The organism is Streptomyces sp. NPDC014889, assembly GCF_043081205.1.
Lineage (GTDB): Bacteria > Actinomycetota > Actinomycetes > Streptomycetales > Streptomycetaceae > Streptomyces.
In genome coordinates this window covers 25,407-49,003 of record NZ_JBIBWH010000010.1, presented here as the reverse complement: position 1 = coordinate 49,003, position 23,597 = coordinate 25,407, and the positions used below count along the sequence as shown (strand labels likewise).

The following is a 23,597-nucleotide window of genomic DNA, read 5'->3' as shown; positions in this document are numbered from 1 at the left end:
AGAAAAGCAGTCGGGTGGAGATATGCATCGCGGTGGCGGACTGGGCGAGGGGACTGACGGCCTGGGTCCTCGACGTGCCCGGCGGGGAAGGCACCGACGCGACGCTGAGGAAGCGGGCGAAGCACGCCAGGCACGGGATGTACCGAGTGAGTCCGAGCGGAGCGACCGGCGAGGCGACCGCCGGGCCGAGCTGCTGGGGGCAGGGAGCAGGAATGGTGGTCGGGTGGGGGTGACGTACAAGTATTTCGGCGCGCCCGACGGCGCGACGGCGGCCCGCGTCCCGATCTCGATGCGCCCCGAGGAACTCGGTGGCGACGAGCTCGGCATGGGCGGCATGTTCACCAAGATCAAGCCGGAGACGATGGCCGCCATGGTGCTGACCGGCATCGAGGGCGTGCCCCTGCACAAGGTGCCGCCGCTGGAGCTGGTCGTCCTGCACCCCGACTACGCGGTCGTGAAACTCCCGACCACCGCGGTGGACCCCCTGCGCGACATCGGCGAGGAGGCGGTCGGCGCGGCCGCCTTCATCTGGTCCACGGTCCCGGACCGCGGCGGCCCCCGCGACGCGTTCAACGTGTACCAGCTCCTGCACGAGTGGCAGGACTTCTCACACCGACTCCATGAGGCGGGGCATCAGCCGTATTGCCTGGTGTGGCCCTGATCAGGGGTTCCATGCGGTTCGGGCGGGGCTTTCGGGTCCCGCCCTCGTCATGTGCCGGTGTTTTCACCCCCTGACGGCGGCCGTCGCATCCCCCTCGCCCCCCGTGCCGCATCCCGTGGCGACCTCCTCGCACAGGGCGGACAGTGGAAGCAATGGCATCAGGGAAGCGAGATGATCATGGATCGTTACCCGCCCATCGCCGACCACGGCCTCGTCGGCGACCTGCAAACCGCTGCTCTGGTGTCGTCCCGGGGCGTCATCGACTGGTTCGCCGCTCCTCGGTTCGACTCGCCCACTGTCTTCGCCGCCCTGCTCGACCACGACCGCGGCGGCCACTTCCTGTTCGCGCCGGAGAGCCGGAACACCACGTACAAGCAGCTCTACTACCCCGACACCGCGGTTCTGGTCACCCGGTTCATGTCGCCGGACGGGGTCGGCGAGGTCTTCGACTGCATGCCACCGGATCGCACCGGCACCCCCACGGACAGGCATGTGCTGATACGCGGCGTGCGGGCGGTGCGCGGCACGGTGCACTTCACTCTGGAGTGCCGTCCGCGCTTCGACTACGGCCGTGCCACCCACCATCTCGATGTGCGCGACGACGGGACCGCCACGTTCCGGGCACCGGACGTCACCGCCCATCTGCAAAGCACCTTCCCCCTGCAACAGGACGGCAGGGACGTGCGGGGTGCGGTGACCCTTAGGCCGGGTGAAGTGGCCGCGGCGGTGTTCACCGTCGGCGGGCCCGACGGTGACATCCCGCCGCCGGTCACCCCGGACCGTGCGATGGAACGGTTCTGGGACGTGGTGGATTTCTGGCAGCGCTGGGTGCGCCACTCCCGGTACCGCGGGCGGTGGCCGGGTGTGGTGCACCGCTCCGCCATCACGCTCAAGCTGCTCACCTACGCCCCCACAGGTGCTCCCATCGCCGCCGCCACCATGGGTCTGCCCGAGCAGATCGGGGGCGAACGCAACTGGGACTACCGCTACACCTGGGTCCGCGACGGCTCCCTGTCCGTGCGCGCCCTCCTCGACCTGGGGTTCGCCGAGGAGGCGGCGCAGTTCACGCACTGGATGGGCGACCGCCTCCAGGCCGGGGAGGGCGTCGACGGCGAGCCGCTGCAGATCATGTACCGCGTCGACGGGGATCCCGAGCTGCCGGAAGAGGTCCTCTCGCACTTCGAGGGCTACCGGGGTTCGTATCCGGTGCGGGTGGGGAACGCCGCGGCCGGCCAGTTGCAGCTCGACATCTACGGGGAGGCGCTCTATGCCCTGTCGGAGGGGCATGAGGTCGCCAGGGGAGGCAGCTACCACGGCTGGAAGAACGTCGCGCGGGCGCTGGACTGGCTGGCGGATTCCTGGGACCGCCCCGACGAGGGCGTCTGGGAGACCCGGGGCGGGCGCCAGGACTACACCTTCAGCCGGGTGATGTCCTGGGTGGCCTTCGACCGGGGGCTGCGCCTGGCGAGAGACTACAGCCGCCCCGCCGACGCTCCTCGTTGGACCGCGGCTCGCGACGCGATCCTCGAACAGGTGATGGAGCGGGGCTGGAACGAGAAGGAGCAGGCGCTCGTCCAGCACTACGGAAGCGATGTCCTCGACGCTTCGCTGCTGCTCGTTCCGCGCGTCGGGTTCCTGGCCCCCAGGACGCTGAGCTGGCTGTCGACCCTGGACGCGATGGAGCGCAGGCTGGTGTCGGACAGCCTGGTCTACCGCTACGACCCCGAGGCCTCCCCGGACGGTCTGCGGGGCTCCGAAGGCACGTTCAGCCTCTGCACCTTCCTCTATGTGGACGCTCTTGCGCGCGCCGGGCGGATCCGTCTGGCGCGCTATGCCTTCGAGAAGATGCAGACCTACGCCAACCACGTCGGCCTGTTCGCCGAGGAGATCGGCCCCACTGGCGAGCAACTGGGCAACTTCCCGCAGGCCTTCACGCATCTGTCGCTGATCATGGCCGCCACCACGCTGGACGACGCCCTCGACCAGCAGCGCGACTGACGACCACTCAGCCGCCGGTGGCGAAGCCCGGGAAGAGGGTCATGCCGCCGTCCACGTAGAGCGTGGTGCCCACCACGTAGTCCATGAGGTCCGAGGCGAGCCCGACGGCCGCGTGGGCGATGTCCTCCGGATCACCGACGCGCCCGTACGGAATCAGCCCCAGCAGATCCCTCTCGGCATCGGGAGTGTTCCAGGCGCTGCGATTGATGGGCGTCCTGATGGCTCCCGGAGCAATGGCGTTGACCCTGACCCCGTGGGGTGCGAGCTCCTGGGCGAGCGTCTCCATCATCATCTGCACGCCGCCCTTGGAGGCCGCGTAGTTGACGTGCCCGGCCCAAGGGATGAGCTGGTGCACCGAGCTCATGCAGATGATCTTCCCGGCGGCTCGCGACACCTCGGGGACGACCCCCCTTCTCAGAAACTCCTTCGTCGCCTCCCGGGCGCACAGGAACTGCCCGGTGAGGTTGACGTCCAGCACCTTCTGCCACTGGGCCGTCGTCATCTCGGTGAACGAAGCGTCGCGCTGCAGCCCGGCGTTGGCCACGAGGATGTCGATGGTCCCGAACTCCTTGACCATCCGTTCGACCATCGCGACGACCTGGTCCTCCTGGGACACATCGGCCTCGCACGCCATCGCGCGCACTCCGAACCCGGAGATCTCCTCGACCACCTGCTCGGCCTCCTCGCGCCCGGCGACGTAGTTGACGACCACGTCGGCTCCGGCGCGTCCCAGGCCGATGGCCGTCGCCCTGCCGATGCCCGAGTTCGCGCCGGTGACCAGTGCCTTCTGGCCTTTCAGCAGATGCGCGGGAATGACACCCCGAGGGGCTCCCTGAGACACGCTCACCCCGGTCTCCCTCCTCGGTCAGAGCTGGACGGGCAGGTGGCGCGGACCGCGAAGCATGGCGCTCTGCCGGTAGGGAGGCGGGTCCTGGACCAGGCGCGCCGTGCCCAGGCGGGGGATCAGCGCGCCGAGCGCGGCCTGGGCCTCCAGACGGGCCAGGGGGCCGCCGAAGCACAGGTGAATGCCACCGCCGAAGCCGAGGTGCTCGACGTCCGGGCGTGCGGGGTCGAACCGGTCGGGGTCGGGGAACCGTTTGGGGTCGCGGTTGCCCGAGGCCAGCGCGAGGACGACGGATGTGCCCCTGGGGAGCACGGTGCCCGCCACGTCGATGTCGTCGCGGGGGATGCGCTCGCGCATGTGGACCGGTGGTTCGTACCGCAGTAGTTCCTCCACCGCTCGCGGCAGCAGGCCGGGGTCGCCGCGCAGACGGTCCAGATGCTCGGGCCGGCGCAGCAGGGTGAGCACCCCGTTGGTGATCAGGTTGACCGTGGTCTCGTGTCCCGCGATGAGCAGCAGCACGGCGGTCTCCGCGAGTTCCTCCTGGGTGAGCCGCAGGGCCGGATCCGGCTCGTTGACGAAGGCGGAGAGCATGTCGTCGCCCGGGCGGCCACGGCGCTGCTCGGCCAGGTTCACCAGGTACCCGCCCATCTCGACCCGCGCCTGCTCGCCCGCCTTGTCCATGTCGGTGGTGTCCTCCTCGGGCCTGACGTCGGCGGCCGTGACCAGAGCGTCGGACCAGGCCCGGAACAGCGGCTCGTCCTCGCGCGGCACGCCCAGCAGGCGGCAGATCACCGCGACGGGCAGCGGGTAGGCGAAATCGTCGACGATGTCGATCTGCCCGCCGGCCTCCAAGGGCTCCATCAGCTCCTTCGTGATCCGGTCGATCTCCCCGCGCATGGCATCGACCCGGTCCGGGCTGTGCGGCGGCCCGAACGGCCGCATGGCCAGGGTGCGGAGCCTGTGGTGCTCCGGGTCGTCGAGCCGCAGGAAGGGCGGCTTGTGTGTCGCCTCGCCACGTTGTGCCGCCTCGCCACGGGTGCGGGGATCGACACTCATCCGCGGGTCGTGGAGCAGAGCGGCGATCTCGTGGTAGGTGCCGACCAGACAGCTGCCGTCCGCCTGCCGCACCACGGGTCCGGCCTCGCGGAGTTCCGCGTACAGCGGGTAGGGGTCGGGGCGGGTGGCGTAGTCGGTGATCCGTGCCAGCAAGGTCTCGGAGTCCATGATGGCCCCTCGTCGTTGGACGGGACGTGCGTCGGCCCGTGGCTACACCACGGTCAGTCGGCGGTCGGGAAGATAGCCGGTGAGCGCCACGGTGGGGCCGTGGGAGAGCCCCTTCGGATCCGGCACGTCGGACGGGATCGGGACATCGGCCGCGATCGCACGGTCCGCCGCACCGGGCGGGGGCGGGAAGGGCGCGGCCGTCTCGATCAGGTGCCGGTAGTAGTCGAGCGACTTGGCCATGTCGACGGTGACCGCGGCGGTGACCCGGCCCTGGTAGCCGTAGACCATCGCCAGACGGCGCGCCTCCAGAGAGCCCTGGGCGATGACCACGTGGTCGGAGTAGGTCGGTACGCCCACGGACTTGATGTTGAGCCCGAACTGGGTCGACCAGAACGTCGGGACGGCCAGGTGCGGGCGCCGCAGAGGCCCGGGACTGACCATGTTGTGGGCCGCCACCTCGGCCTGCTCGACCGCGTTTCCCCAGTGCTCCAGGGAGAGCAGCTGGTAGCCGAACAGGGGGTGCGGGAAGCGGGAGACGTCGCCGGCCACGAAGATGTCGTCGGTGACGATTCCGTACATGTCGAAGGCGCGGCATCCGGCGTCGCAGGCGATCCCCCGCGGGCCCGCCGCCAGCCCGGACTCCGCCAGCCACTCGACGTTGCGGACCGCCCCCAGCGCCACGACGCACACGTCCGCGTCGACACGCGTGCCGTCGGACAGGTCCGCGCCGGTGAAGCTGCCGTTTCCGCGCAGGGCGGTGACCGTCACCCCGGTGCGCAGGTCCACGCCGTGGTTGCGGTGCATGACGGCCGCGAGCTTCGACAGCGTGCCACCGAGGGCGCCCACCAGGGGTGCGGGGCCGCGTTCGGCGACCGTGACGTCCAGTCCTCGCTCCCGGCAGGCCGAGGCGATCTCCGAACCCGTGAAGCCGGCGCCGATCACCAGCACCCGCTCCGGCCCGGCGGCCAGCCGCTCGGCCAGTCCTGCGGCGTCCTCACGCGTGCGCAGGGTGAGAACCCCGTCCAGGGCGCCCTCCGCCGGATTGGGCCAGGGCCGCGCCCGGGTCCCGGTGGCGATCAGCAGCCGGTCGTACGGCAACGACTCACCGTCGGCCAGCAGTACCCGCTTCTCCAGGGGGTCAAGACCGGTGGCGGCCACTCCCAGCCGCCACTCGGCGTCCGGGTTCCGGCGCATCGGCAGCTCGGTGGTGTCCGGCGTCGCCTGTCCGAGCAGTACCTGCTTCGACAGTGGCGGCCGGTCGTAGGGCGGATGGGGCTCGTCCCCGACCACGGTGAGCGAGCCGGTGAAGCCCTTCTCGCGCAGCGTCTCCGCGGCCCTCAGCCCGGCCAGCGAAGCGCCGACGACGACGACGCGGCCGTCCCTGAGATCACCGGCCGCCATCGGGGTTCACCTCCTCGCCCACGAGGATGGCCTGGACCGGACAGGCCGCCGCGGCCTGGCGCACGCGCTCGGCCTGGTCGTCGGGGATGGCCGTGGTGTACAGGAGCCCTTCCTCGCCGTGCAGTTCGAACATCCTGGGTGCGAGGAACACGCACTGCGCATAGCCCTGACAGCGCGTGAGGTCCACAACGGTTCGCATCCCCACCACTCCCTCTGTCGCGGCCCACCCCCTCCCCTACAGCATGGGCCGGGCGTCGCAGGCTCGCACGGTGGCCGCTGGCGCGGTGGCCTCCACCTGTGCTTCGTCGGCTGCGAGACCCCGTGTCGAGCTCAGGTGGCGAGGATGCTGATGCCGTCGCCCAGGAGCTTGAGGCCGAGCACGGAGAACAGGACGGCCAGAACGGCCACGTTGTGCTGCGCGGCCCAGTCCCGCCAGTTGCCGAGGATGCTGTGGGCGCGTTCGCCCATCACCAGGTAGACGGCGAGTGGTGCCAGCACTCCGAGGGAGGCGATGACCACGAAGATCGCGAGCGTTCCGATCTGCTGTGGCACGGGGAGCCCGGCAGAGCTGATCGAGGCACCCGCGGCAATGGTCAGGGGCGCGTTCTTGAGATTGGCCGCCGAAAGCAGCAACGCGAGGCCGAGGACCTTGACGGGGGTGAAGCGGTCGATCGCCGCCATCCACTTCGGGAGCCGCGCCTGTGAGGCGTCTTGGGGGCGGCGCCGCCATTGACGGACGCCGAACAGGACGAGGAGCGCGCCCAGAGCGAGTTTGAGAGCGCCGACCCAGGTGGCCGGGTGCTTGTGGGCCGAGGCTCCGCCCGTGCCGCCGACGGCCAGCATGACGGCGCCGAGCACCGCGAGCCCCAGCACCCAGCCGAGGGCGAACAGCGGCCCGTTGAGGCGCCCCTGCCCAGTGGCCAGGACGAGGATGATCGCCACGATCGGGAGTGGGCTGATGGCAACACCCGCCGCCAGGCCCAGTACATCACCGACAGCGTGTCCCACTGCGGCCTCCGGGGAGAGACGGTGATCCCGAGCGGACTGCCCGTGTCGGACGGATTGACGCCGGCATGTCTCTACGCGGTACGGGCGCAGCCCTCTTCGCCATCGTGGCGGCCCGCGAGCCCGGCAGCCATCGGCCGGCGGCGAACGGATGACCTGACCACCCATCGAGGCACGGGTCGCCGAGGCCGACGCCCAGCGGGGGGCGTGACCTCGACGACCGGGACTCAGGCGCGCTACGAGGCGCCGCGGTCGTGCCCTACTGGGTGGCGGAGCCGCGGCGGTCGGAACCGCGGCCGCCCGTGCCGGACGAGCCGCGCGTGGCTCCCCCGGCCGCCGGGCGGCGGCCGGAGCCGCGGGCCGGTGTGCCGGAGGCGGAGCCGGGCGCGGTCCGGCGGTCGGAACCGCGGCCACCGGCGGTGGAGGCGCCGCGGCCGCCCGTACCGGCGGCGCCGCTCTTGGCTCCGCCTGCTCCCGCCCTGCGGGCAGCGCCACCGCGCCCGCCCGACCCCGACGCGGAGGCGCCACCGGCCGTACCGGCCGCTGTCGCCCCGGCGGTCCCGGCCGCGCCGGCCGAGGCACGGCGGCCCCGGCCGCCCGTACCGGTCGCGGCGCCCTTCGCCGGGCCGCTCCCGCTCCCGCCGCCGTTGCGGCGTCGGCGACCAGGTCGCCTGCCGGGCTCGGTGCCGGACGCCGGCGGTGCCGGGGGCTGGGGGACCTCGATGGTGACGGCCACGCCGGACGGCTCGCGGGCGCCGGTGAGGGTGGACAGTTCCGCGTCGCTCGACCTGATGCTCGCCGTCCGGGGGCGGATGCCCGCGTCCGACATGAGCCGGGTGACATCACGCTTCTGCTCGGGCAGGACCAGCGTGACCACGCTGCCGGAACCGCCGGCGCGAGCCGTGCGGCCGCCCCGGTGGAGGTAGTCCTTGTGGTCGGCCGGGGGATCGACGTTCACCACGAGGTCGAGGTCGTCGACGTGTATGCCCCGGGCCGCGACGTTCGTCGCCACCAACGCGGTGACCTGGCCGTTCTTGAACTGCTCCAGGGTGCGGTTGCGCTGCGGCTGGGAGCGGCCGCCGTGCAGTGCCGCCGCGCGGACCCCGACGGCGAGGAGGCGCTTGGCGAGCCGGTCGGCGGACCTCTTGGTGTCGAGGAAGAGGATGACCCGGCCGTCACGGGCCGCGATGCGCGTGGTGACCGCCTTCTTGTCGGTCTCGTCCTGAACGTGGAGCACGTGGTGCTCCATGGTGGTCACCGCGCCCGCGGACGGGTCCACGGAGTGCACCACCGGGTCGGTCAGGAACCGCTGCACCAGGCGGTCGATGTTGCGGTCCAAGGTGGCCGAGAAGAGCATGCGCTGCCCGTCGGTCCGCACCTGCTGGATCAGCTTGGTGATCTGCGGCAGGAAGCCCATGTCGGTCATCTGGTCGGCCTCGTCCAGCACGGTGATGCGTACGTCGCCGAGCACGCAGTCCCCGCGTTCCACGAGGTCGTTCAGCCTGCCGGGGGTCGCCACCAGCACCTCGGCGCCGCGCCGCAGCGCACCGGCCTGTTTCGTGATGGACAGCCCCCCGACCACGGTGGCGAGGCGCACGTCCACCGACGTCGCGTAGGGGGTCAGCGCGTCCGTGACCTGCTGGGCGAGTTCACGGGTGGGCACCAGCACCAGCGCGAGGGGCGCCTTGGACTCCGCGCGCAGTCCGGCCGTACGCGCCAAAAGCGCCAGCCCGAACGCGAGCGTCTTGCCGGAACCGGTACGTCCCCGCCCCAGCATGTCACGGCCGGCGAGGGAGTTGGGGAGCGTGGCGGCCTGGATGGGGAAGGGCGTGGTCACGCCCTGCGCGGTGAGGGTCTTCAGCAGCTCCGCGGGCATGTCCAGAGCGGCGAAGTCCTCGACGGCGGGAAGAGCGGGTGTCGTACCTTCCGGCAGCCGGAATTCTCTCGGCGCCGACGGCGACGAGGGCGACGAGGGACGTGCCGAGGCGCGCCGGTGGTTCGGCTTCTGGGGTCTGCGGGACATGCGGTGGAGTCTGCCTTCCTCGAAACAGCACAAACCGGGGTCCGCACCATGTGGTGCCGACCCCGGTGAGCAGATACGCGCCCGGCGATCAGGCGGGGACGATGTTCTCCGCCTGCGGGCCCTTCTGGCCCTGCGTGACGTCGAAGCTGACCCGCTGACCCTCCTGGAGCTCACGGAAGCCCTGGGTCGCGATGTTCGAGTAGTGGGCGAAGACGTCGGGGCCGCCGCCGTCCTGCTGAATGAAGCCGAAACCCTTTTCGGCGTTGAACCACTTCACGGTTCCCTGTGCCATGACTCTCTCCTTCTGTAGGCAGAGGCCCCATCCGGAGATGCCGGAAAAACAAATAATGCGCCTGTGAGAAACATTCCCGTCAGGCGCACATAGGTTCATGGGTACCACAACTGCAACGTGAAAACCCTAGCACAGTCCGGCGAGCCCGTGCCGGATCATCGTGGCACGCCCGAAGGTGACGAGGGCGTTGCGGCCGGACACGGCCGGTGACCGAACGGGTTTCCCTCCGGCAGCGGCCCTACGTACTGTAGGGGGTCGGCTCGCCATTCAACCACCGACGGGGGACCCATGCAGGAAGCACGCGGTACGGGGCGGCCCGGTGCTTCGCCCGGGCAGAACGCGCAGGGCGGGCTCGGGCCGACCGTCGTCCTGCTCGTCGTCAGCCTCACCGCCGCCGCCGTCGGGGTCTATCTGCTGTGCGGCTTCGGGCTGCACAGCCTCAACCCGCGGCCGCGGCTGTTCCGGGCCGGGTTCGCCACCGCCGGGGTGATCGTCGCCACGGTGGCGGCCGGAGCGGCGGTGGGCAATCTGGCCTGGCTGCTGACGGCGTCCCGCAGGCGCGCGGCCGCGGGCGGCGGCCCGCGCCACCCCGCTCCCGCCGAGGGCCGGCGCGCACCCGCGTCACTTCCCACCGAGTAGGGCCCCGGATCCGGCCCGCCCGGCGTCTTCGTTCCCTTTCCTTACCTTTTCCGGACACACTGCGGACAAGGAGCCGATCGGGCCCCGTTACCCTACAGAACGTAGGGTCGGCGCCATCGGCACGGACGTACGACCGCTCGCCCGTCCGGCTGTCCCCGAAGGCCCCCCGGTCCCCCGCCTGTTCCGTCCCCGCCGGTTTGTCCGGCCCGCTCCGAGGTGACGTGTCACCCATGCCCGCACATCAGTCGCTCCTCGTCCCCGCCCAGCGTGACCCCGGCGCCCCCGCACATCCCTCGCCGAGCCCCCGGCTACGGGCCGGCGCCGCCGCGGCCACCGTCTGGTACCTGCGGCTGCTCGCGGTGCTCAACATCGTCGCGGTGCTCTCCCTGCCGTTCCGCGAGGAGGTCCACGAGCACAACGGCGGTGATTTCTTCACCCCGTACCTGGCCACCGCCGGCCTGGTCTCGGCGGCCCTCGCGCTGTTCCTCGCCGTGGTGATGCGGCGCCGCAAACGCGCCGCCTGGGCGTTCAACCTGCTGCTCGCCGGTCCCCTCTTCATCCTCTACGTCCTCGCGCTGACCCAGGACCGGTTCAACGACCACGTCTTCAACTGGGTCTCCGCCGCGCTCACCGGCCTCTTCGTGACCGCGCTGCTGATCGGCCGGCGCGAGTTCCACGCCGTCGGCGACCGCTCCAACCCGAGGCTGGCCCTCGCTGTCGGCGCCGGTGGCCTCCTCGTCGGCGGGGGCCTCGGCACCTTGCTGGTGGACGCCACCAACAAGGCGCACGGCGGCGCCTCCCTGGCCGAGCGGATCGTCTACGTCCTGCTGCGCGGCGTCAGCGTCGGCCCGCTCGCCGACCGGGTACCGGCCGTGCACGCGCCCCACTGGGTCGACATCACCATCAACGTCGCGATGGCGGCGACCTTCCTGCTGGTCCTGTACGCCTGCTTCCGCTCCCCACGCGGCCGCGCCCTGCTCGGCGAGGAGGACGAGAAAAGGCTGCGCGAACTGCTCGACAGGCACGGCGAACGAGACTCCCTGGGCTACTTCGCACTCCGCCGCGACAAGGCCGCGATCTTCTCCCCCACCGGCAAGGCCGCCGTCGCCTACCGCGTCGTCGGCGGGGTCAGCCTGGCCTCCGGCGACCCCATCGGCGACCCGGAGGCATGGCCCGGCGCCATCGACGCCTGGCTGGCCGAGGCCCGCCGGCACGCCTGGACGCCCGCCGTGATGGGCGCGAGCGAGGAGGCCGGCACGATCTACGCCCGGCACGGCCTGGACGCCCTCGAACTGGGCGACGAGGCCGTCGTCGACGTCGCCGACTTCAGCCTCGAGGGGCGCGCCATGCGCGTCGTGCGGCAGGCCCACAACCGGGTCCGCAGGGCCGGCTACACCGTGTGCGTCCGCCGGCACGAGGACATCCCCGACGACGAGATGGCGCTGCTCGTCGAGCGCGCCGACCGCTGGCGCGACGGCGCCACCGAGCGCGGCTTCTCCATGGCGCTCGGGCGGCTGGGCGATCCGGCGGACGGCCGCTGCGTGATGCTGGAGTGCCGGGACGCCGACGGGGTGCCGCGGGCGCTGCTGAGCTTCGTCCCGTGGGGCGAGCTCGGGCTTTCGCTGGACCTGATGCGCCGCGACCGCGAGGGCGAGAACGGCCTGATGGAGTTCATGGTGGTCGAACTGCTGCTGCGCGCCGAGGAGTTCGGGGTGCGGCGGGTGTCGCTGAACTTCGCCATGTTCCGCTCGGTCTTCGAGCGCGGGGCACGGCTCGGCGCCGGGCCGGTGCTGCGGCTGTGGCGTTCGGTGCTCACCTTCTTCTCCCGCTGGTGGCAGATCGAGTCGCTGTACCGCGCCAACGCCAAGTACCGGCCGGTCTGGGAGCCCCGCTTCCTGCTGTTCGCCAAGAGCGGCGACATCCCGCGCATCGGCCTCGCCAGCGCCCGCGCCGAGGGCTTCCTCACCCCGCCCGCCCTGCCGTCCCTCACCCGCCGCAGGGAGCACCACCCGGCCGGGAAGTACACCGGCACACCGTCCTGACCGAGCCTGAGCGAGGCGCCTTCGGAGCGTCCCGCTTCAGACCCCGCGGCCCCTGTCCCGGCCCGGACCATGGGATCCGGCCGCCGGTCCGCCCCGGTCCCGGTGACCCCGTTCCGCGCCCGCCGTGAACCCGATCACCGATCCGCCGCCCTCGCGCCGGAAGGCGAACGGCGCGCCGCCGTGGGCCAGGGCCACTTCCCGGACGATGGACAGGCCGAGGCCGGAGCCGGGCAGGGAACGGGCGTCGGCGGCGCGGTAGAAGCGGTCGAAGACGCGTATCAGATCGCCCGCGGCGATACCGGGCCCGCGGTCGAGGACCTCGACGCGGACCATGCCAGGCCGGGCGGGCCCGGCGACGGCGATCTCGATGGGCGCCTTGCCCTCGCGGTCGAACTTGGTCGCGTTCTCCACGAGGTTGGAGATGGCCCGCTGGAGCATGCCCGGCCGGCCCTGGATCGTGGTGTCGCCGCTGGATCGGACCACGATGTCGCGTCCGCTGCGCCGGCGCGCGAGTCCCGCGACGTCCCAGGCGATGTCGGCGACGTCGACCCGCTGCACGGGCTCCGTGTCGGACTGACCGGCCGCGAGGTCGACGAGTTCGTTGACCAGGTCGGTCAGCTCACGGGCCTCCTGGGTCAGGTCGGCGACCAGTTCCTCGCGGGTGGCGGGCGGCAGTTCGTCGATGCGGCGCAGCAGGGAGATGTTGGTGCGCAGGGAGGTCAGCGGCGTCCGCAGTTCGTGGCCCGCGTCCTGGACCAGGCGGCGCTGGTCCTCCTCGGACTGGGCGAGCCGGCCCAGCATGCGGTCGAAGGAGCGGCCGAGGCGGCCCACCTCGTCGTAGCCGGTGACGGGCACCTCGACGCCGAGCCGCCGGGTGCGGGCGACGCCCTCGGCGGCGGAGGTGAGGATCACCAGCCGGCGTGTGATGCGGCGGGCCAGCCACCAGCCGCACAGGCCGGCGGCGACCACCACGGCGACCATCAGGATCAGCGTGCGCTGCTGGAGCGCGTGCAGCAGGTCCTCGGTGTCGCTGAACTCCTGGGCGACCTGCACGGCGCCGTGGCCGCTGCCGAGGGCGACGGTCGCGATCCGGTACACGTCGCCCTCGACCTGCACGTCCTTGTACTCGACCGTCCTGCCGGCCGTCGCGGCGGCGGCGACGGACTTGTCCCCGGCGGTCACCGGCAACGGCGGAGCGCCGTGGTCGACGATCTCGCCGTGGGCGCCGAGCACCTGCACGTTGGTGCGGTTGGGCCGGACCAGTTCGTGCCCGGGGCGGGAGGAGGTGAAGTCCGCGGGCATGAGATGGTAGCGCCGCACCTCGTCCCGTACGTCCTGCACGACCTGCGTGAACACGGACTGCTGGTCCACCCGCACCAGCCGGGCGGCGGAGTTGTACGACAGGATGCCGACGAGGACGGTGACGGCGGCGGTCACCACGGCGAACGACACCGCGAACGTGGTCCGCAGCGACGACAGCCGCGGCCGCGGTCTGTCCAGCAGCCGCGCGAGGCGGCCCACTCAGTCCTCCCGGAGCACGTAGCCCACGCCTCGGACGGTGTGGATGAGCTGCGGCGCGTCCGGCTCGTCGAGCTTGCGGCGCAGGTAGCCGACGTAGACGGCGAGGTTCTTGGAGCCGGGGCCGAAGTCGTAGCCCCAGATCCGGTCGTAGATGGTGGAGTGGTCCAGCACGATCCCGGCGTTGCGGACGAGCAGTTCGAGCAGTTCGAACTCGGTGCGGGTCAGCTCCAGCTCGCGCGTGCCCCGCCACACCCGGCGGGCCTGGAGGTCCATGCGGATCCCGGCCGCCTCGATCTGCCGCTCGGGCACCTGCGGCTCCTTCGCCGGTACGTCCCCCGCGCCGCCCGCGCCGACACCGACCGGGCTGGTGCGACGCAGCAGGGCGCGCAGCCGGGCGAAGACCTCCTCGACGTCGAACGGCTTGACGACGTAGTCGTCGGCGCCGGCGTCCAGTCCGGCGATCCGGTCGGCGGTCTCGACCAGGGCGGTGAGCATGAGGATCGGGGTGCGGTCGCCCTCGGCGCGCAGCACCCGGCAGACCTGGAGTCCGTCGATGCCCGGCATCATCACGTCGAGGAGGAGGATGTCCGGCGGGCTCTTGTGGGCGTGGGCGAGCGCCTCGACGCCGTCGGCGACCGCCGTCACGTCGTAGCCCTCCAGCGTCAGGGCACGCTCCAGGGCGTGACGGATGGCACGGTCGTCTTCGGCGAGGAGCACAGTCTGAGGCACGCGTCCAGTCTGCCAAGGCCACAGGCCCGCGACCGAGACGAATGGGCCTACGATCACCCTTTTTACCCGCCTCTCACCGACTCGGGGGCAACGCGACGGGCCGCCTACCGTCCTCTCACCGTCGGCGGCGGCCGTCGGGCCGCTGCCCTCGCGAGCAGCGGACACGCGTCACCTCACCTGCGCAGCGCCGCCAGCTGCTCCTCGAACGGCACCACCGTGAAACCGCCGGCCCGCGCGGGCGCGGCCTGCTCCGGCACGGCGGCCCGGTCCGGCCGCCGCCCCGCCGACAGCCCCGTCATCAGCGCCGCCAGTTCCTTCGCCGCCCGCCCGATCCGCTCGGGCAGGCCCTCGGCACCCCAGTCCTCCGAGGCGGCGTAGACGCCGGTGGGGACGACGACGCCCTTCAGGTACGCGAAGAGCGGGCGCAGCGCGTGGTCGAGGACCAGGGAGTGCCGGGCGGTACCACCGGTCGCGGCGATCAGCACCGGCTTGCCGGCCAGCGCGTTCTCGTCCCGTACGCCGAGCACGTCGAAGAAGGACTTGAACAGACCGCTGTAGGAGGCGGAGAACACCGGTGTGACGACGATCAGCCCGTCCGCCTCCGCGACCGCGTCCAGCGCGTCCGCCAGGGCGGGGCCGGGGAAGCCGCCCGTGAAGTTGTGCGCGATCTCCACGGCCAGGTCCCGCAGTTCGATCACGCGCACGTCCACCGCGGCGTGCCCGTCGGTCGCGGCCGCCAGCCGGTCGGCCAGCAGCCGCGTGGAGGACGGGACGCTCAGCCCCGCCGAGACGACGACGAGCTTCATACGGTGGCCGTTCGTGCGGTGGCCGTTCGCGGGGTGCTCGGTCGCGGGGTGCTCGTTCATGCGGTGCTCACCTCTTCCTCGTTGTTCCCGGAGCGGCTCGCGGCCAGCAGGGAGCCGTGGTTCGGCGCGTCCGGCACGTCCGCCGGGCGGCCCTTGGCGAACTCCTCGCGCAGCACCGGCACGACCTCCTCGCCGAGCAGGTCGATCTGCTCCAGCACGGTCTTCAGGGGCAGGCCCGCGTGGTCCATCAGGAACAGCTGGCGCTGGTAGTCGCCGGCGTACTCGCGGAAGGACAGTGTCTTCTCGATGACCTGCTGCGGGCTGCCGACGGTCAGCGGGGTCTGGGCGGTGAAGTCCTCCAGGGAGGGCCCGTGGCCGTAGACCGGCGCGTTGTCGAAGTAGGGGCGGAACTCGCGCACCGCGTCCTGGGAGTTCCTCCGCATGAACACCTGGCCGCCGAGCCCGACGATCGCCTGCTCGGGCGTGCCGTGCCCGTAGTGGGCGTACCGGGCCCGGTACAGCTCGACCATCCGCTTGGTGTGGTCGGCCGGCCAGAAGATGTTGTTGTGGAAGAAGCCGTCGCCGTAGTACGCGGCCTGCTCGGCGATCTCCGGGGAGCGGATGGAGCCGTGCCAGACGAACGGCGGTACGCCGTCCAGCGGGCGGGGCGTGGAGGTGAAGCCCTGCAACGGCGTGCGGAACTTGCCCTCCCAGTCGACGACGTCCTCGCGCCACAGGCGGTGCAGCAGGGCGTAGTTCTCGATGGCGAGGTTGATGCCCTGGCGGATGTCCTGTCCGAACCAGGGGTAGACCGGGCCGGTGTTGCCGCGGCCCATCATCAGGTCCACCCGGCCGTCGGCCAGGTGCTGGAGCATCGCGAAGTCCTCCGCGATCTTCACCGGGTCGTTGGTGGTGATCAGCGTGGTGGAGGTGGACAGGATCAGCCGCTCCGTCCGCGCGGCTATGTAGCCGAGCATGGTGGTCGGGGACGACGGCACGAACGGCGGGTTGTGGTGCTCGCCGGTCGCGAAGACGTCCAGGCCGGCCTCCTCGGCCTTCAGCGCGATGGCGACCATGGCCTTGATCCGCTCGCGCTCGGTCGGCGTACGCCCCGTGGTGGGGTCCGGCGTGACGTCGCCGACGCTGAAGATCCCGAACTGCATGGTCACTCACCCTCCAAGTTGTTGACGGTTCAACTATACCCGCCCAACGGCCCCCGTCCCGGAAGTATTCCGCCCGGCCCGGACACGACCCGCGGACCGCGACCGGGAGGAAGGCGGCGGCCCGGACCGCCCTCGTCCGCGCGGAGGCTCCGTGCGAGGCTGCCCCCATGCTGATCCTCCGTTCCGCCGCCCTCTTCGTCGTCGCCGCGCTGTTCGAGATCGGCGGCGCCTGGCTGGTCTGGCAGGGCGTGCGCGAGCACCGCGGCTGGATGTGGGCCGCCGGCGGCGTCCTCGCGCTCGGCGCGTACGGCTTCGTCGCCACCTTCCAGCCCGACGCCCACTTCGGCCGCGTCCTCGCCGCCTACGGCGGGATCTTCGTCGCGGGCTCGATCCTGTGGGGCATGGCCGCCGACGGTTACCGGCCCGACCGCTGGGACGTGACCGGCGTACTGGTCTGCCTGGCGGGCATGGCCGTGATCATGTGGGCGCCACGGAACGGCGGCTGACGTTCGCCTAGGCTGGACGGCGCACGCACCACCCCTCCGCCCCGAGGAGCAGCCCATGGCCACCGCCGCCCCGTCCGCCGCCTCCCGCATCGCCGTCGTGACCGGTGCGAGCAGCGGTATCGGCGCCGCCACGGCCCGGCAGCTCGCGGCCGCCGGCTACCGGGTCGTCCTGACCGCCCGCCGCAAGGACCGGATCGAGGCACTGGCCGAGGAGATCGAGGCGGCGGGCCACTCCGCCACCGCCTACCAGCTCGACGTCACCGACCGCGCGGCCGTGGACGAGTTCGCCACGGCCTTCAAGGCCGTCGGCGTCCTGGTCAACAACGCGGGCGGGGCGCTGGGCGCCGATCCCGTCGCCACCGGCGACCCGGCCGACTGGCGCACGATGTACGAGACGAACGTCCTCGGCACCCTCAACCTCACCCAGGCCCTGCTGCCCAAGCTGGAGGCCGGCGGCGACGGCACGGTGGTCGTGGTCTCCTCCACCGCGGGCCACGGCACCTACGAGGGCGGCGGAGGCTACGTCGCCGCCAAGCACGGCGCCCACGTCCTCGCCGAGACCCTCCGCCTGGAGATCGTCGGCAGGCCGGTCCGCGTGATCGAGGTCGCCCCCGGCATGGTCAGGACGGAGGAGTTCGCCCTCACCCGCTTCGGCGGCGACCGGGAGAAGGCCGACAAGGTCTACGCCGGTGTGGCCGAGCCCCTGACGGCCGACGACGTGGCCGACACCATCACCTGGGCGGTCACCCGCCCCAGCCACGTCAACATCGACCTCCTCGTCGTCCGCCCCCGCGCCCAGGCGTCCAACACCAAGGTCCACCGGGAGCAGTGATGACCGACTCCCCCGACCGGGAAGAGGAACGCGCCCGCCTCGCCCTGGAGAAGAAGCGCGAACGCTACGTCTGGTACTACCTCGGCTACTTCCTCTTCGGCATCCACGTGGTCGCCTTCGTCATGATCTACGCGGTCCGCCACGCGAAGTGACCGAAGCCCAGGGCTCGGTTAACCCACAGGAGCGAAACTCGCCGATCACCCGAACGGCAGGCGAACAGTCACTCTAGGCTCGCGCCACACCCTCGGACGACGGTCCTCGACCGGGATGGGCATCCGGGGTCGAGGACCTGTCCAATAAGGAAGTAGAGGCTTCCCTGTGGCTGACTGCGAGCCTGACGCTCACCGGTTCATGGACCTCACGGTCCCCAAGTACGCCTACGTGTTCGGTTTCTTACAGGCGGACGGGCATCTGCACCAAGGAGTGGGGCAGAAAGGATGGCTGTCCGTCGAGATCAATGCTCGAGACGCCGACCTGCTTCACACCTTTCGGAAACTGACGCCGTACTACAGCAGGATCGCCGAACGCACTCGGTCGACGAACTTCGCCGAAACTCACCGATCTGCCATCTGGACCCTGTGTTCGCTGGAGGCCAGGACCAAGCTCAAGGAACTCGGCCTGCCCTACGGCCGCAAGTCGAAGACCGTATCTCCACCGAGCGCTCCGTTCTCGGAACGCGACTACCTCCGGGGAGTCATCGACGCCGATGGGTCAGTGGGATACACCAAGCAGGGTTATCCCTTCATTGCCCTGACCACGGCGAGCACGGCGATCGGCGCCTATCTGTGTGCCTATGCCCAGCAGGTCACCGGAGCGGGGCGCACCCTGAGGCGCAACGCGCGGGACGGCGTCTACAACGTCCTGTACACGAAGGAGAACGCCCAGAGGCTGGCGGCCGACCTCTATTACGAAGGCTGTCTTGCGCTGCAGCGCAAGAAGACCGCAGCCGACTCCCTGAGCGCGTGGGTCAGGCCCGCCGACATGAGGGTCGCGCCGGAACGCCGGCGATGGGTCGCACGGGAGGACCACGTACTGCTGCGGCTGGACAACGCCGCCGCGGCCGCCGGGGGGCTGGGCCGCACCGAGAAGAGCTGCTGCATCCGCCTCTGGCGTCTACGCACCGGCCGAGTGCCCATGCCGGGCGGTCAGTAGCGAGCTGAACACGGCCCCCGGTGCCAGTCGGGGGCCGGGGCGTCAGCCCTTCACGCAGACGACCTGCTTCAGCTTCGCGACGACCTCCACGAGGTCCCTTTGCTGATCCATGACCTGCTCGATCGGCTTGTAGGCGCCCGGGATCTCATCCACGACGCCGGAGTCCTTGCGGCACTCCACCCCCTGCGTCTGCTCCTCCAGATCCCGCGTGGAGAAGCGGCGCTTGGCGGCGTTGCGGCTCATGCGGCGGCCGGCGCCGTGGGACGCCGAGTTGAACGCCTTCTCGTTGCCGAGCCCTTTCACGATGTACGTGGCTGTTCCCATGGAGCCCGGGATGATGCCGAGATCGCCGGCCCCCGCCCTGATCGCACCCTTGCGGGTGACCAGGAGGTCCATCCCCTCGTAACGCTCCTCGGCCACGTAGTTGTGGTGACAGCTGACCTCCATCTCGAAGGTCGGCTTCGCCTTCTTGAACTCCTTACGGATCACGTCTTTGAGCAGAGCCATCATGATCGAGCGGTTGTGTTTCGCGTACTCCTGAGCCCAGTAGAGGTCGTGCCGGTACGCGGCCATCTGCGGGGTGTCCGACACGAAGACGGCGAGGTCACGGTCGACGAGGCCCTGGTTGTGCGGAAGTTTCTGGGCAACACCGATGTGGTGCTCGGCAAGTTCCTTGCCGATGTTGCGCGAACCGGAGTGCAGGGTCAGCCAGACCGCGTTCTCCGAATCGACCGACACCTCCAGATGGTGGTTGCCGCTGCCCAGGGTGCCCATCTGCCTCAGGGCCCGCTCCTCGCGGAAGCGCACCGCCTCCGCCACCCCGTCGAACCGCCCCCAGAACCCGTCCCAGCCCGCGGTGGGCAGGCCGTGGAAGTGGTTCGGGTTGACGGGGTCGTCGTGCATGCCCCGGCCCACCGGGATCGCCTGCTCGATCTTCGAGCGGAGGCGGGACAGGTCGCCGGGGAGGTCGTTCGCCGTCAGTGACGTCCTGACCGCCGACATACCGCAGCCGATGTCCACGCCCACCGCCGCCGGGCAGACCGCGCCCCGCATCGCGATGACCGAGCCGACCGTCGCGCCCTTGCCGTAGTGCACGTCCGGCATGACGGCGAGGCCCTTGATCCAGGGGAGGGTCGCGACGTTGTGGAGCTGTCGCATCGCCACGTCCTCGACCGTCGCCGGGTCGGTCCACATGCGGATCGGGACCTTCGCGCCCGGCATCTCCACATACGACATATCGCCCTCATCCCCCGGAAAACAGCATGGAAGTACGGAAACGCAATACCGGCGCCAAGGTCTAGGAAACAGGGCATCGGACCGGCGTCCACGGCAGTGCGTGCGATACACATTGTCTCCGGAGAGCGCCCCCGCCCGGCAAGCGAATAACAAGCGGGGCCGTCGAGAGCGAGAGGAGCCTGACCGTGCTGCGGAAGGCGTACGTACCCGGCGCTGCCGCGCTCGCGGCGCTGCTGCTGGCCGGCTGCACCGGTGGTTCGTCGAGTGACGGCGGGGCGGACAACGCCCACCCCGGCGGCTCGGACCCGACGACCGCGGCGGCCCAGCCGGGCCGGTACCGGACGCTTCCGGAGGCCTGTCACGCGGTCGGGCACAGCGCCCTCGACTCGCTGCTGCCCGGCATCAAGCAGATCATGGACGTGGACCAGCGGGACAAGGCCTACGAGGGCCAGGCGACGCTGACGTACGACACCGACCGCAAGGTCGGATGCCGCTGGAAGGTGGAGTCCTCGGACGCCACCGACCACCTCTACGTCGACTTCGAGCGCGTCGTCTCCTACGACAACACCGTCAGCGACGACAGCCAGGCGCAGTCGGTCTTCGCCGGCAAGCGGGAGGCCGCGCACCTCCCCGAGCCGACCGCCACCGAGAACTCCGCCTCCACGACCGAGTCCCAGTCCGGCTCCGACTCCGGTCCCGACTCCGGCAGCGCCCCGTCCTCCTCTTCGTCCCCGTCGTCCTCGTCGTCCCCCGACGCCCCGTCCTCCTCCGCCTCCGCCTCCGGCGATGCCACTCCGGCCGATCTCCAGCCCCGGATCCTGAGCGACCTCGGCGACGAGGCGTTCATCGACGACGCGCTCGGCAGTGCCGGTTCGACGGCCAGGCAGCGCACCGTGACTGTGGCGTTCCGCACGTCCAACGTGGTCGTGACCATCGTCTACGAGGAGCAGCCCGCGACCGTCGCCATCGTCCCGGACAGCAAGGAAATGCAGGACAAGGCAAGGAAACTGGCGGCTGGGCTGGCCGATTCGCTGGGTGGTTGACGGCTCCGCTGCGGCACCCGGTGCCGCCGCGCGCAGTGGGACAAGTGGGACCGTACGGCTGTCCTACCGCGTACGGTGGCCCCTCGGACCCGATCCGACCGCAGGAACCACGAGCGTCATGAGTGAAGGAACCATGCAGCGAGCAGCCCAGCGAGAAGACCGAGCCCCGCGCACCCCGCGAGCGAAGCGTCCGCGCCGCGCCCTTGTCTGCGCGATCGCCGTCCCCGTGATGCTGCTCGCCGCGGCCTGCTCCTCCTCGGACTCCGGCTCCGGCGGAGATGCCGGGAAGACCACCGCGGGCGACGTGAAGGGCTCCGCGAGCACGAGCGCGAGCCCGTCGCCGACCGTGCAGGCCGCGGTGTACGGGAAGCTGCCCCAGGCGTGCAAGGTGCTGTCGGCCAAGACCCTCGGTGAACTGGTCCCGAAGGGCTCGAAGTCGGGCAAGGAGAGCGCGTCGAGCGACGTCTCCACACGGGCCGGCTGTGCCTGGAACAGCCTGGACAACAACGGTGTGAAGGGCTCTCAGTTCCGCTGGCTGCACGTCTCGCTGCTGCGTTTCGAGTCCGATGCCACCCGCGGCTCGGGCGAGAAGCAGGCGCAGGAGTTCTACCAGCGGCAGGTCCAGGACGCGCAGCACGCGGAGGACGCCCGGAACGTCAAGTCGGAGCCGGCGGGCGGGACGGGCGACGAGGCCACGCTGGTGCGCTACGACCTGAAGAAGAAGGAAGGCGACTTCAAGCAGCAGACGGTCGTGGCACGGGTGGAGAACGTGGTCGTCACCCTCGACTACAACGGCGCCGGTCTGGCCGGTGACAAGACCCCGGACGCCGACGGTCTGGCGAAGGCCGCGCAGAAGGCCGCCAAGGAGGCGGTGACCGCGGTGGCGGCGGCGAACGGCGCGTCCGGCGGCACGGCACCGAGCACCTCGTCGCCCTCGTCCTCCTCTTCCCCCTCGCCGTCGAAGTCCGCGTCCAAGGGCTGACCCCCGGACGGCCCGGAGGAGCGGAGCTACCGGACCGGTACCGCATCCCTCGCACAGATGTGCCACCCTGTTGCGCGCAACAACACGCAAGGGGAGGGAGTTACGGGTGGCCACGCCACAGCTGACCCGGATGCACCGCGTTCTCATCGGCGTGGTCGTCACGGGCGCCGTGATCATCGCCGGTATCGGCTTCGCGGGTTCGTACGCGGCCGTCCGTGAACTCGCCCTCAAGAAGGGCTTCGGGAACTTCAGTTATGTGTTCCCGATCGGCATCGACGCGGGCATCTGTGTGCTGCTCGCCCTGGATCTGCTGCTGACCTGGATCCGGATCCCCTTCCCGCTGCTGCGTCAGACCGCATGGCTGCTGACGCTGGCCACCATCGCCTTCAACGGCGCCGCCGCCTGGCCGGACCCGCTGGGCGTGGGCATGCACGCGGTGATCCCGGTGCTGTTCGTGGTCGCCGTGGAGGCGGCCCGGCACGCGATCGGCCGGATCGCGGACATCACGGCGGACAAGCACATGGAGGGCGTCCGCCTGACCCGCTGGCTGCTCTCCCCGGTGCCCACCTTCCTGCTGTGGCGCCGCATGAAGCTGTGGGAGCTGCGCTCCTACGACGAGGTCATCAAGCTGGAACAGGAACGCCTCGTCTACCAGGCCCGGTTGCGCTCCCGCTTCGGCCGCGCCTGGCGCCGCAAGGCCCCGGTGGAGTCCCTGATGCCGCTGCGCCTGGCCCGGTACGGCGTCCCGCTGTCGGCCACGGCCCCGGAGGGCCTGGCGGCGGCGGGCATAGAACTCCCGGCGCTCCTGCCGGCACCCGCTCCCGCTCCCGCCCCGGCGGCGCCCCAGAGCGAGCAGCGCCCCGAGCTGGCTCCCGCTCCCCAGGCCGAACAGCCCGTACCCGCACCCGCGCCGGTGCCGGCGCCCGATCCGGAGGCGAACCCCTGGCTGCACGCCAGGAACCCCCAGCAGATCGAGTACCACGGCGACTACGACCCCACCTACGAGCCGCCCTTCGACCCTCAGTACGCCGAGGAGCAGTACGCGGCCTGGTACGAGCAGGAGCAGTACCAGCAGGAGCAGTACCAGCCGGAACAGCTTCCCCAGAACCAGTTCCCCGAGGAGCAGCAGCCCTTCCCCGGGGAATCCCCGTCGGAGACGACCGGCAGCTTCCCCATCCCCTCGGGCCCGGGCCGCACCCGCGAGCTCGGAGAGGGCGGCGGCGCCCCGGAACCGACCGAGGAAGACTTCTACCTGGTCTTCAAGAAGTCGATAGACGGCAGCTACCCCACCTCGGGCCAGCTGAAGGACGACGTGGAGGCGACGTACGGCGTCACACTCCCGCAGCGTGAAGCGGACCGCATGGTCAATCGCTTCACGAACCGCCACACGGCGGAACTGCAGGACGACCACATCGCCTGAACCGCGATCCGCGATCCGCGATCCGCGCAAAACGAACGAGGGACCCTCGCGCTGAGGGCCCCTCGTCGTGTCGCTGCG

General features: G+C 71.1%; 23 protein-coding genes. 11 read left to right on the top strand and 12 right to left on the bottom strand.

Annotated elements, in window-relative coordinates; genetic code table 11:
- Window positions 1-22 precede the first annotated feature (22 nt).
- Both ACF09J_RS20960 and ACF09J_RS20955 read left to right on the top strand, forming a co-directional pair.
- Window positions 23-661, top strand: coding sequence for a hypothetical protein (locus tag ACF09J_RS20960; protein WP_392306959.1), 639 nt, complete (start codon window positions 23-25; stop codon window positions 659-661).
- 177 nt (window positions 662-838) lie between these two features.
- Entirely contained in the window at window positions 839-2,659 is a 1,821-nt protein-coding gene (locus ACF09J_RS20955; protein ID WP_392307177.1) for a glycoside hydrolase family 15 protein, read from the top strand.
- Between the two features lie 7 nt (window positions 2,660-2,666).
- On the opposite strand, the gene ACF09J_RS20950 is transcribed toward ACF09J_RS20955, so the two are convergent.
- From ACF09J_RS20950 to ACF09J_RS20920, 7 genes are all read right to left on the bottom strand, one after another.
- Window positions 2,667-3,506 carry an SDR family oxidoreductase gene (locus ACF09J_RS20950; protein WP_392306958.1) on the bottom strand — a complete coding sequence of 280 codons (840 nt, stop codon included), beginning with the start codon at window positions 3,504-3,506 and terminating at the stop codon, window positions 2,667-2,669.
- Window positions 3,507-3,524: 18 nt separating this feature from the next.
- Window positions 3,525-4,727 carry a cytochrome P450 gene (locus ACF09J_RS20945; protein ID WP_392306957.1) on the bottom strand — a complete coding sequence of 401 codons (1,203 nt, stop codon included), beginning with the start codon at window positions 4,725-4,727 and terminating at the stop codon, window positions 3,525-3,527.
- 42 nt (window positions 4,728-4,769) lie between these two features.
- Window positions 4,770-6,128 (bottom strand): NAD(P)/FAD-dependent oxidoreductase, encoded by a 1,359-nt coding sequence (locus ACF09J_RS20940; RefSeq protein ID WP_392306956.1) that lies wholly within the window; start codon window positions 6,126-6,128, stop codon window positions 4,770-4,772.
- Window positions 6,115-6,327: a ferredoxin gene (locus ACF09J_RS20935; protein WP_392306955.1), complete on the bottom strand. Its 213-nt coding sequence runs from the start codon at window positions 6,325-6,327 to the stop codon at window positions 6,115-6,117. The genes ACF09J_RS20940 and ACF09J_RS20935 overlap by 14 nt, the downstream gene beginning before the upstream one ends.
- Window positions 6,328-6,458: 131 nt before the next feature.
- Window positions 6,459-7,136, bottom strand: a complete 678-nt coding sequence (locus ACF09J_RS20930; protein WP_392306954.1) for a GAP family protein — start codon at window positions 7,134-7,136, stop codon at window positions 6,459-6,461.
- A 256-nt stretch (window positions 7,137-7,392) separates the two neighbouring features.
- Window positions 7,393-9,156 (bottom strand): DEAD/DEAH box helicase, encoded by a 1,764-nt coding sequence (locus ACF09J_RS20925; RefSeq protein ID WP_392306953.1) that lies wholly within the window; start codon window positions 9,154-9,156, stop codon window positions 7,393-7,395.
- Window positions 9,157-9,244: 88 nt separating this feature from the next.
- Complete coding sequence (locus tag ACF09J_RS20920; protein WP_023544341.1) at window positions 9,245-9,448, bottom strand: cold-shock protein; 204 nt, start codon at window positions 9,446-9,448, stop codon at window positions 9,245-9,247.
- Between the two features lie 288 nt (window positions 9,449-9,736).
- Between ACF09J_RS20920 and ACF09J_RS20915 the strand changes: the two genes are divergently transcribed.
- Window positions 9,737-10,087, top strand: coding sequence for a hypothetical protein (locus tag ACF09J_RS20915; RefSeq protein WP_392306952.1), 351 nt, complete (start codon window positions 9,737-9,739; stop codon window positions 10,085-10,087).
- Window positions 10,088-10,317: 230 nt separating this feature from the next.
- Window positions 10,318-12,129 carry a phosphatidylglycerol lysyltransferase domain-containing protein gene (locus tag ACF09J_RS20910; RefSeq protein ID WP_392306951.1) on the top strand — a complete coding sequence of 604 codons (1,812 nt, stop codon included), beginning with the start codon at window positions 10,318-10,320 and terminating at the stop codon, window positions 12,127-12,129.
- A 36-nt stretch (window positions 12,130-12,165) separates the two neighbouring features.
- On the opposite strand, the gene ACF09J_RS20905 is transcribed toward ACF09J_RS20910, so the two are convergent.
- The 4 genes from ACF09J_RS20905 to ACF09J_RS20890 form a co-directional block, all read right to left on the bottom strand.
- Window positions 12,166-13,650 carry an ATP-binding protein gene (locus ACF09J_RS20905; RefSeq protein WP_392306950.1) on the bottom strand — a complete coding sequence of 495 codons (1,485 nt, stop codon included), beginning with the start codon at window positions 13,648-13,650 and terminating at the stop codon, window positions 12,166-12,168.
- On the bottom strand, window positions 13,651-14,379 hold the full coding sequence (locus tag ACF09J_RS20900) for a response regulator transcription factor (RefSeq protein ID WP_392306949.1): 729 nt from the start codon (window positions 14,377-14,379) through the stop codon (window positions 13,651-13,653).
- Between the two features lie 173 nt (window positions 14,380-14,552).
- Entirely contained in the window at window positions 14,553-15,185 is a 633-nt protein-coding gene (locus ACF09J_RS20895; RefSeq protein ID WP_392307176.1) for a CE1759 family FMN reductase, read from the bottom strand.
- Between the two features lie 56 nt (window positions 15,186-15,241).
- The gene (locus ACF09J_RS20890) at window positions 15,242-16,348 is read right to left on the bottom strand and encodes an LLM class flavin-dependent oxidoreductase (RefSeq protein ID WP_392306948.1); all 1,107 of its coding nucleotides are present in this window, start codon (window positions 16,346-16,348) and stop codon (window positions 15,242-15,244) included.
- Between the two features lie 167 nt (window positions 16,349-16,515).
- On the opposite strand from ACF09J_RS20890, the gene ACF09J_RS20885 reads away from it, so the two are divergent.
- From ACF09J_RS20885 to ACF09J_RS20870, 4 genes are all read left to right on the top strand, one after another.
- Window positions 16,516-16,854 (top strand): YnfA family protein, encoded by a 339-nt coding sequence (locus tag ACF09J_RS20885; protein ID WP_141359526.1) that lies wholly within the window; start codon window positions 16,516-16,518, stop codon window positions 16,852-16,854.
- 55 nt (window positions 16,855-16,909) lie between these two features.
- Window positions 16,910-17,686, top strand: coding sequence for an SDR family NAD(P)-dependent oxidoreductase (locus ACF09J_RS20880; protein WP_392306947.1), 777 nt, complete (start codon window positions 16,910-16,912; stop codon window positions 17,684-17,686).
- Window positions 17,686-17,838, top strand: a complete 153-nt coding sequence (locus ACF09J_RS20875; RefSeq protein ID WP_392306946.1) for a hypothetical protein — start codon at window positions 17,686-17,688, stop codon at window positions 17,836-17,838. The genes ACF09J_RS20880 and ACF09J_RS20875 overlap by 1 nt, the downstream gene beginning before the upstream one ends.
- 199 nt (window positions 17,839-18,037) lie before the next feature.
- Window positions 18,038-18,838, top strand: coding sequence for a hypothetical protein (locus tag ACF09J_RS20870; RefSeq protein ID WP_392306945.1), 801 nt, complete (start codon window positions 18,038-18,040; stop codon window positions 18,836-18,838).
- Between the two features lie 42 nt (window positions 18,839-18,880).
- Here ACF09J_RS20870 and ACF09J_RS20865 read toward each other — a convergent pair whose 3' ends face one another.
- Window positions 18,881-20,074 carry an RtcB family protein gene (locus ACF09J_RS20865; RefSeq protein WP_392306944.1) on the bottom strand — a complete coding sequence of 398 codons (1,194 nt, stop codon included), beginning with the start codon at window positions 20,072-20,074 and terminating at the stop codon, window positions 18,881-18,883.
- A gap of 185 nt (window positions 20,075-20,259) precedes the next feature.
- On the opposite strand from ACF09J_RS20865, the gene ACF09J_RS20860 reads away from it, so the two are divergent.
- The 3 genes from ACF09J_RS20860 (at window position 20,260) to ACF09J_RS20850 (ending at window position 23,519) form a co-directional block, all read left to right on the top strand.
- A complete protein-coding gene (locus tag ACF09J_RS20860) occupies window positions 20,260-21,117 on the top strand; it encodes a DUF3558 domain-containing protein (RefSeq protein WP_392306943.1) in 858 nt (285 codons plus the stop codon).
- A 118-nt stretch (window positions 21,118-21,235) separates the two neighbouring features.
- A complete protein-coding gene (locus ACF09J_RS20855) occupies window positions 21,236-22,099 on the top strand; it encodes a DUF3558 family protein (protein ID WP_392306942.1) in 864 nt (287 codons plus the stop codon).
- 130 nt (window positions 22,100-22,229) lie between these two features.
- Window positions 22,230-23,519, top strand: coding sequence for a DUF2637 domain-containing protein (locus ACF09J_RS20850; RefSeq protein ID WP_392307175.1), 1,290 nt, complete (start codon window positions 22,230-22,232; stop codon window positions 23,517-23,519).
- The last annotated feature ends 78 nt before the right edge of the window (window positions 23,520-23,597 follow it).

Excerpts from the sequence above, each read along its gene's own strand:
- ACF09J_RS20945 (WP_392306957.1), bottom strand. The coding sequence starts at position 4,727 with ATGGACTCCGAGACCTTGCTGGCACGGATCACCGACTACGCCACCCGC.
- ACF09J_RS20875 (WP_392306946.1), top strand. The coding sequence starts at position 17,686 with ATGACCGACTCCCCCGACCGGGAAGAGGAACGCGCCCGCCTCGCCCTG.
- ACF09J_RS20960 (WP_392306959.1), top strand. The coding sequence starts at position 23 with ATGCATCGCGGTGGCGGACTGGGCGAGGGGACTGACGGCCTGGGTCCT.
- ACF09J_RS20910 (WP_392306951.1), top strand. The coding sequence starts at position 10,318 with ATGCCCGCACATCAGTCGCTCCTCGTCCCCGCCCAGCGTGACCCCGGC.
- ACF09J_RS20865 (WP_392306944.1), bottom strand. The coding sequence starts at position 20,074 with ATGTCGTATGTGGAGATGCCGGGCGCGAAGGTCCCGATCCGCATGTGG.
- ACF09J_RS20890 (WP_392306948.1), bottom strand. The coding sequence starts at position 16,348 with ATGCAGTTCGGGATCTTCAGCGTCGGCGACGTCACGCCGGACCCCACC.
- ACF09J_RS20940 (WP_392306956.1), bottom strand. The coding sequence starts at position 6,128 with ATGGCGGCCGGTGATCTCAGGGACGGCCGCGTCGTCGTCGTCGGCGCT.
- ACF09J_RS20870 (WP_392306945.1), top strand. The coding sequence starts at position 18,038 with ATGGACCTCACGGTCCCCAAGTACGCCTACGTGTTCGGTTTCTTACAG.
- ACF09J_RS20925 (WP_392306953.1), bottom strand. The coding sequence starts at position 9,156 with ATGTCCCGCAGACCCCAGAAGCCGAACCACCGGCGCGCCTCGGCACGT.
- ACF09J_RS20920 (WP_023544341.1), bottom strand. The coding sequence starts at position 9,448 with ATGGCACAGGGAACCGTGAAGTGGTTCAACGCCGAAAAGGGTTTCGGC.
- ACF09J_RS20915 (WP_392306952.1), top strand. The coding sequence starts at position 9,737 with ATGCAGGAAGCACGCGGTACGGGGCGGCCCGGTGCTTCGCCCGGGCAG.
- ACF09J_RS20895 (WP_392307176.1), bottom strand. The coding sequence starts at position 15,185 with ATGAAGCTCGTCGTCGTCTCGGCGGGGCTGAGCGTCCCGTCCTCCACG.
- ACF09J_RS20935 (WP_392306955.1), bottom strand. The coding sequence starts at position 6,327 with ATGCGAACCGTTGTGGACCTCACGCGCTGTCAGGGCTATGCGCAGTGC.
- ACF09J_RS20885 (WP_141359526.1), top strand. The coding sequence starts at position 16,516 with ATGCTGATCCTCCGTTCCGCCGCCCTCTTCGTCGTCGCCGCGCTGTTC.
- ACF09J_RS20850 (WP_392307175.1), top strand. The coding sequence starts at position 22,230 with ATGCACCGCGTTCTCATCGGCGTGGTCGTCACGGGCGCCGTGATCATC.
- ACF09J_RS20855 (WP_392306942.1), top strand. The coding sequence starts at position 21,236 with ATGAGTGAAGGAACCATGCAGCGAGCAGCCCAGCGAGAAGACCGAGCC.
- ACF09J_RS20955 (WP_392307177.1), top strand. The coding sequence starts at position 839 with ATGGATCGTTACCCGCCCATCGCCGACCACGGCCTCGTCGGCGACCTG.
- ACF09J_RS20880 (WP_392306947.1), top strand. The coding sequence starts at position 16,910 with ATGGCCACCGCCGCCCCGTCCGCCGCCTCCCGCATCGCCGTCGTGACC.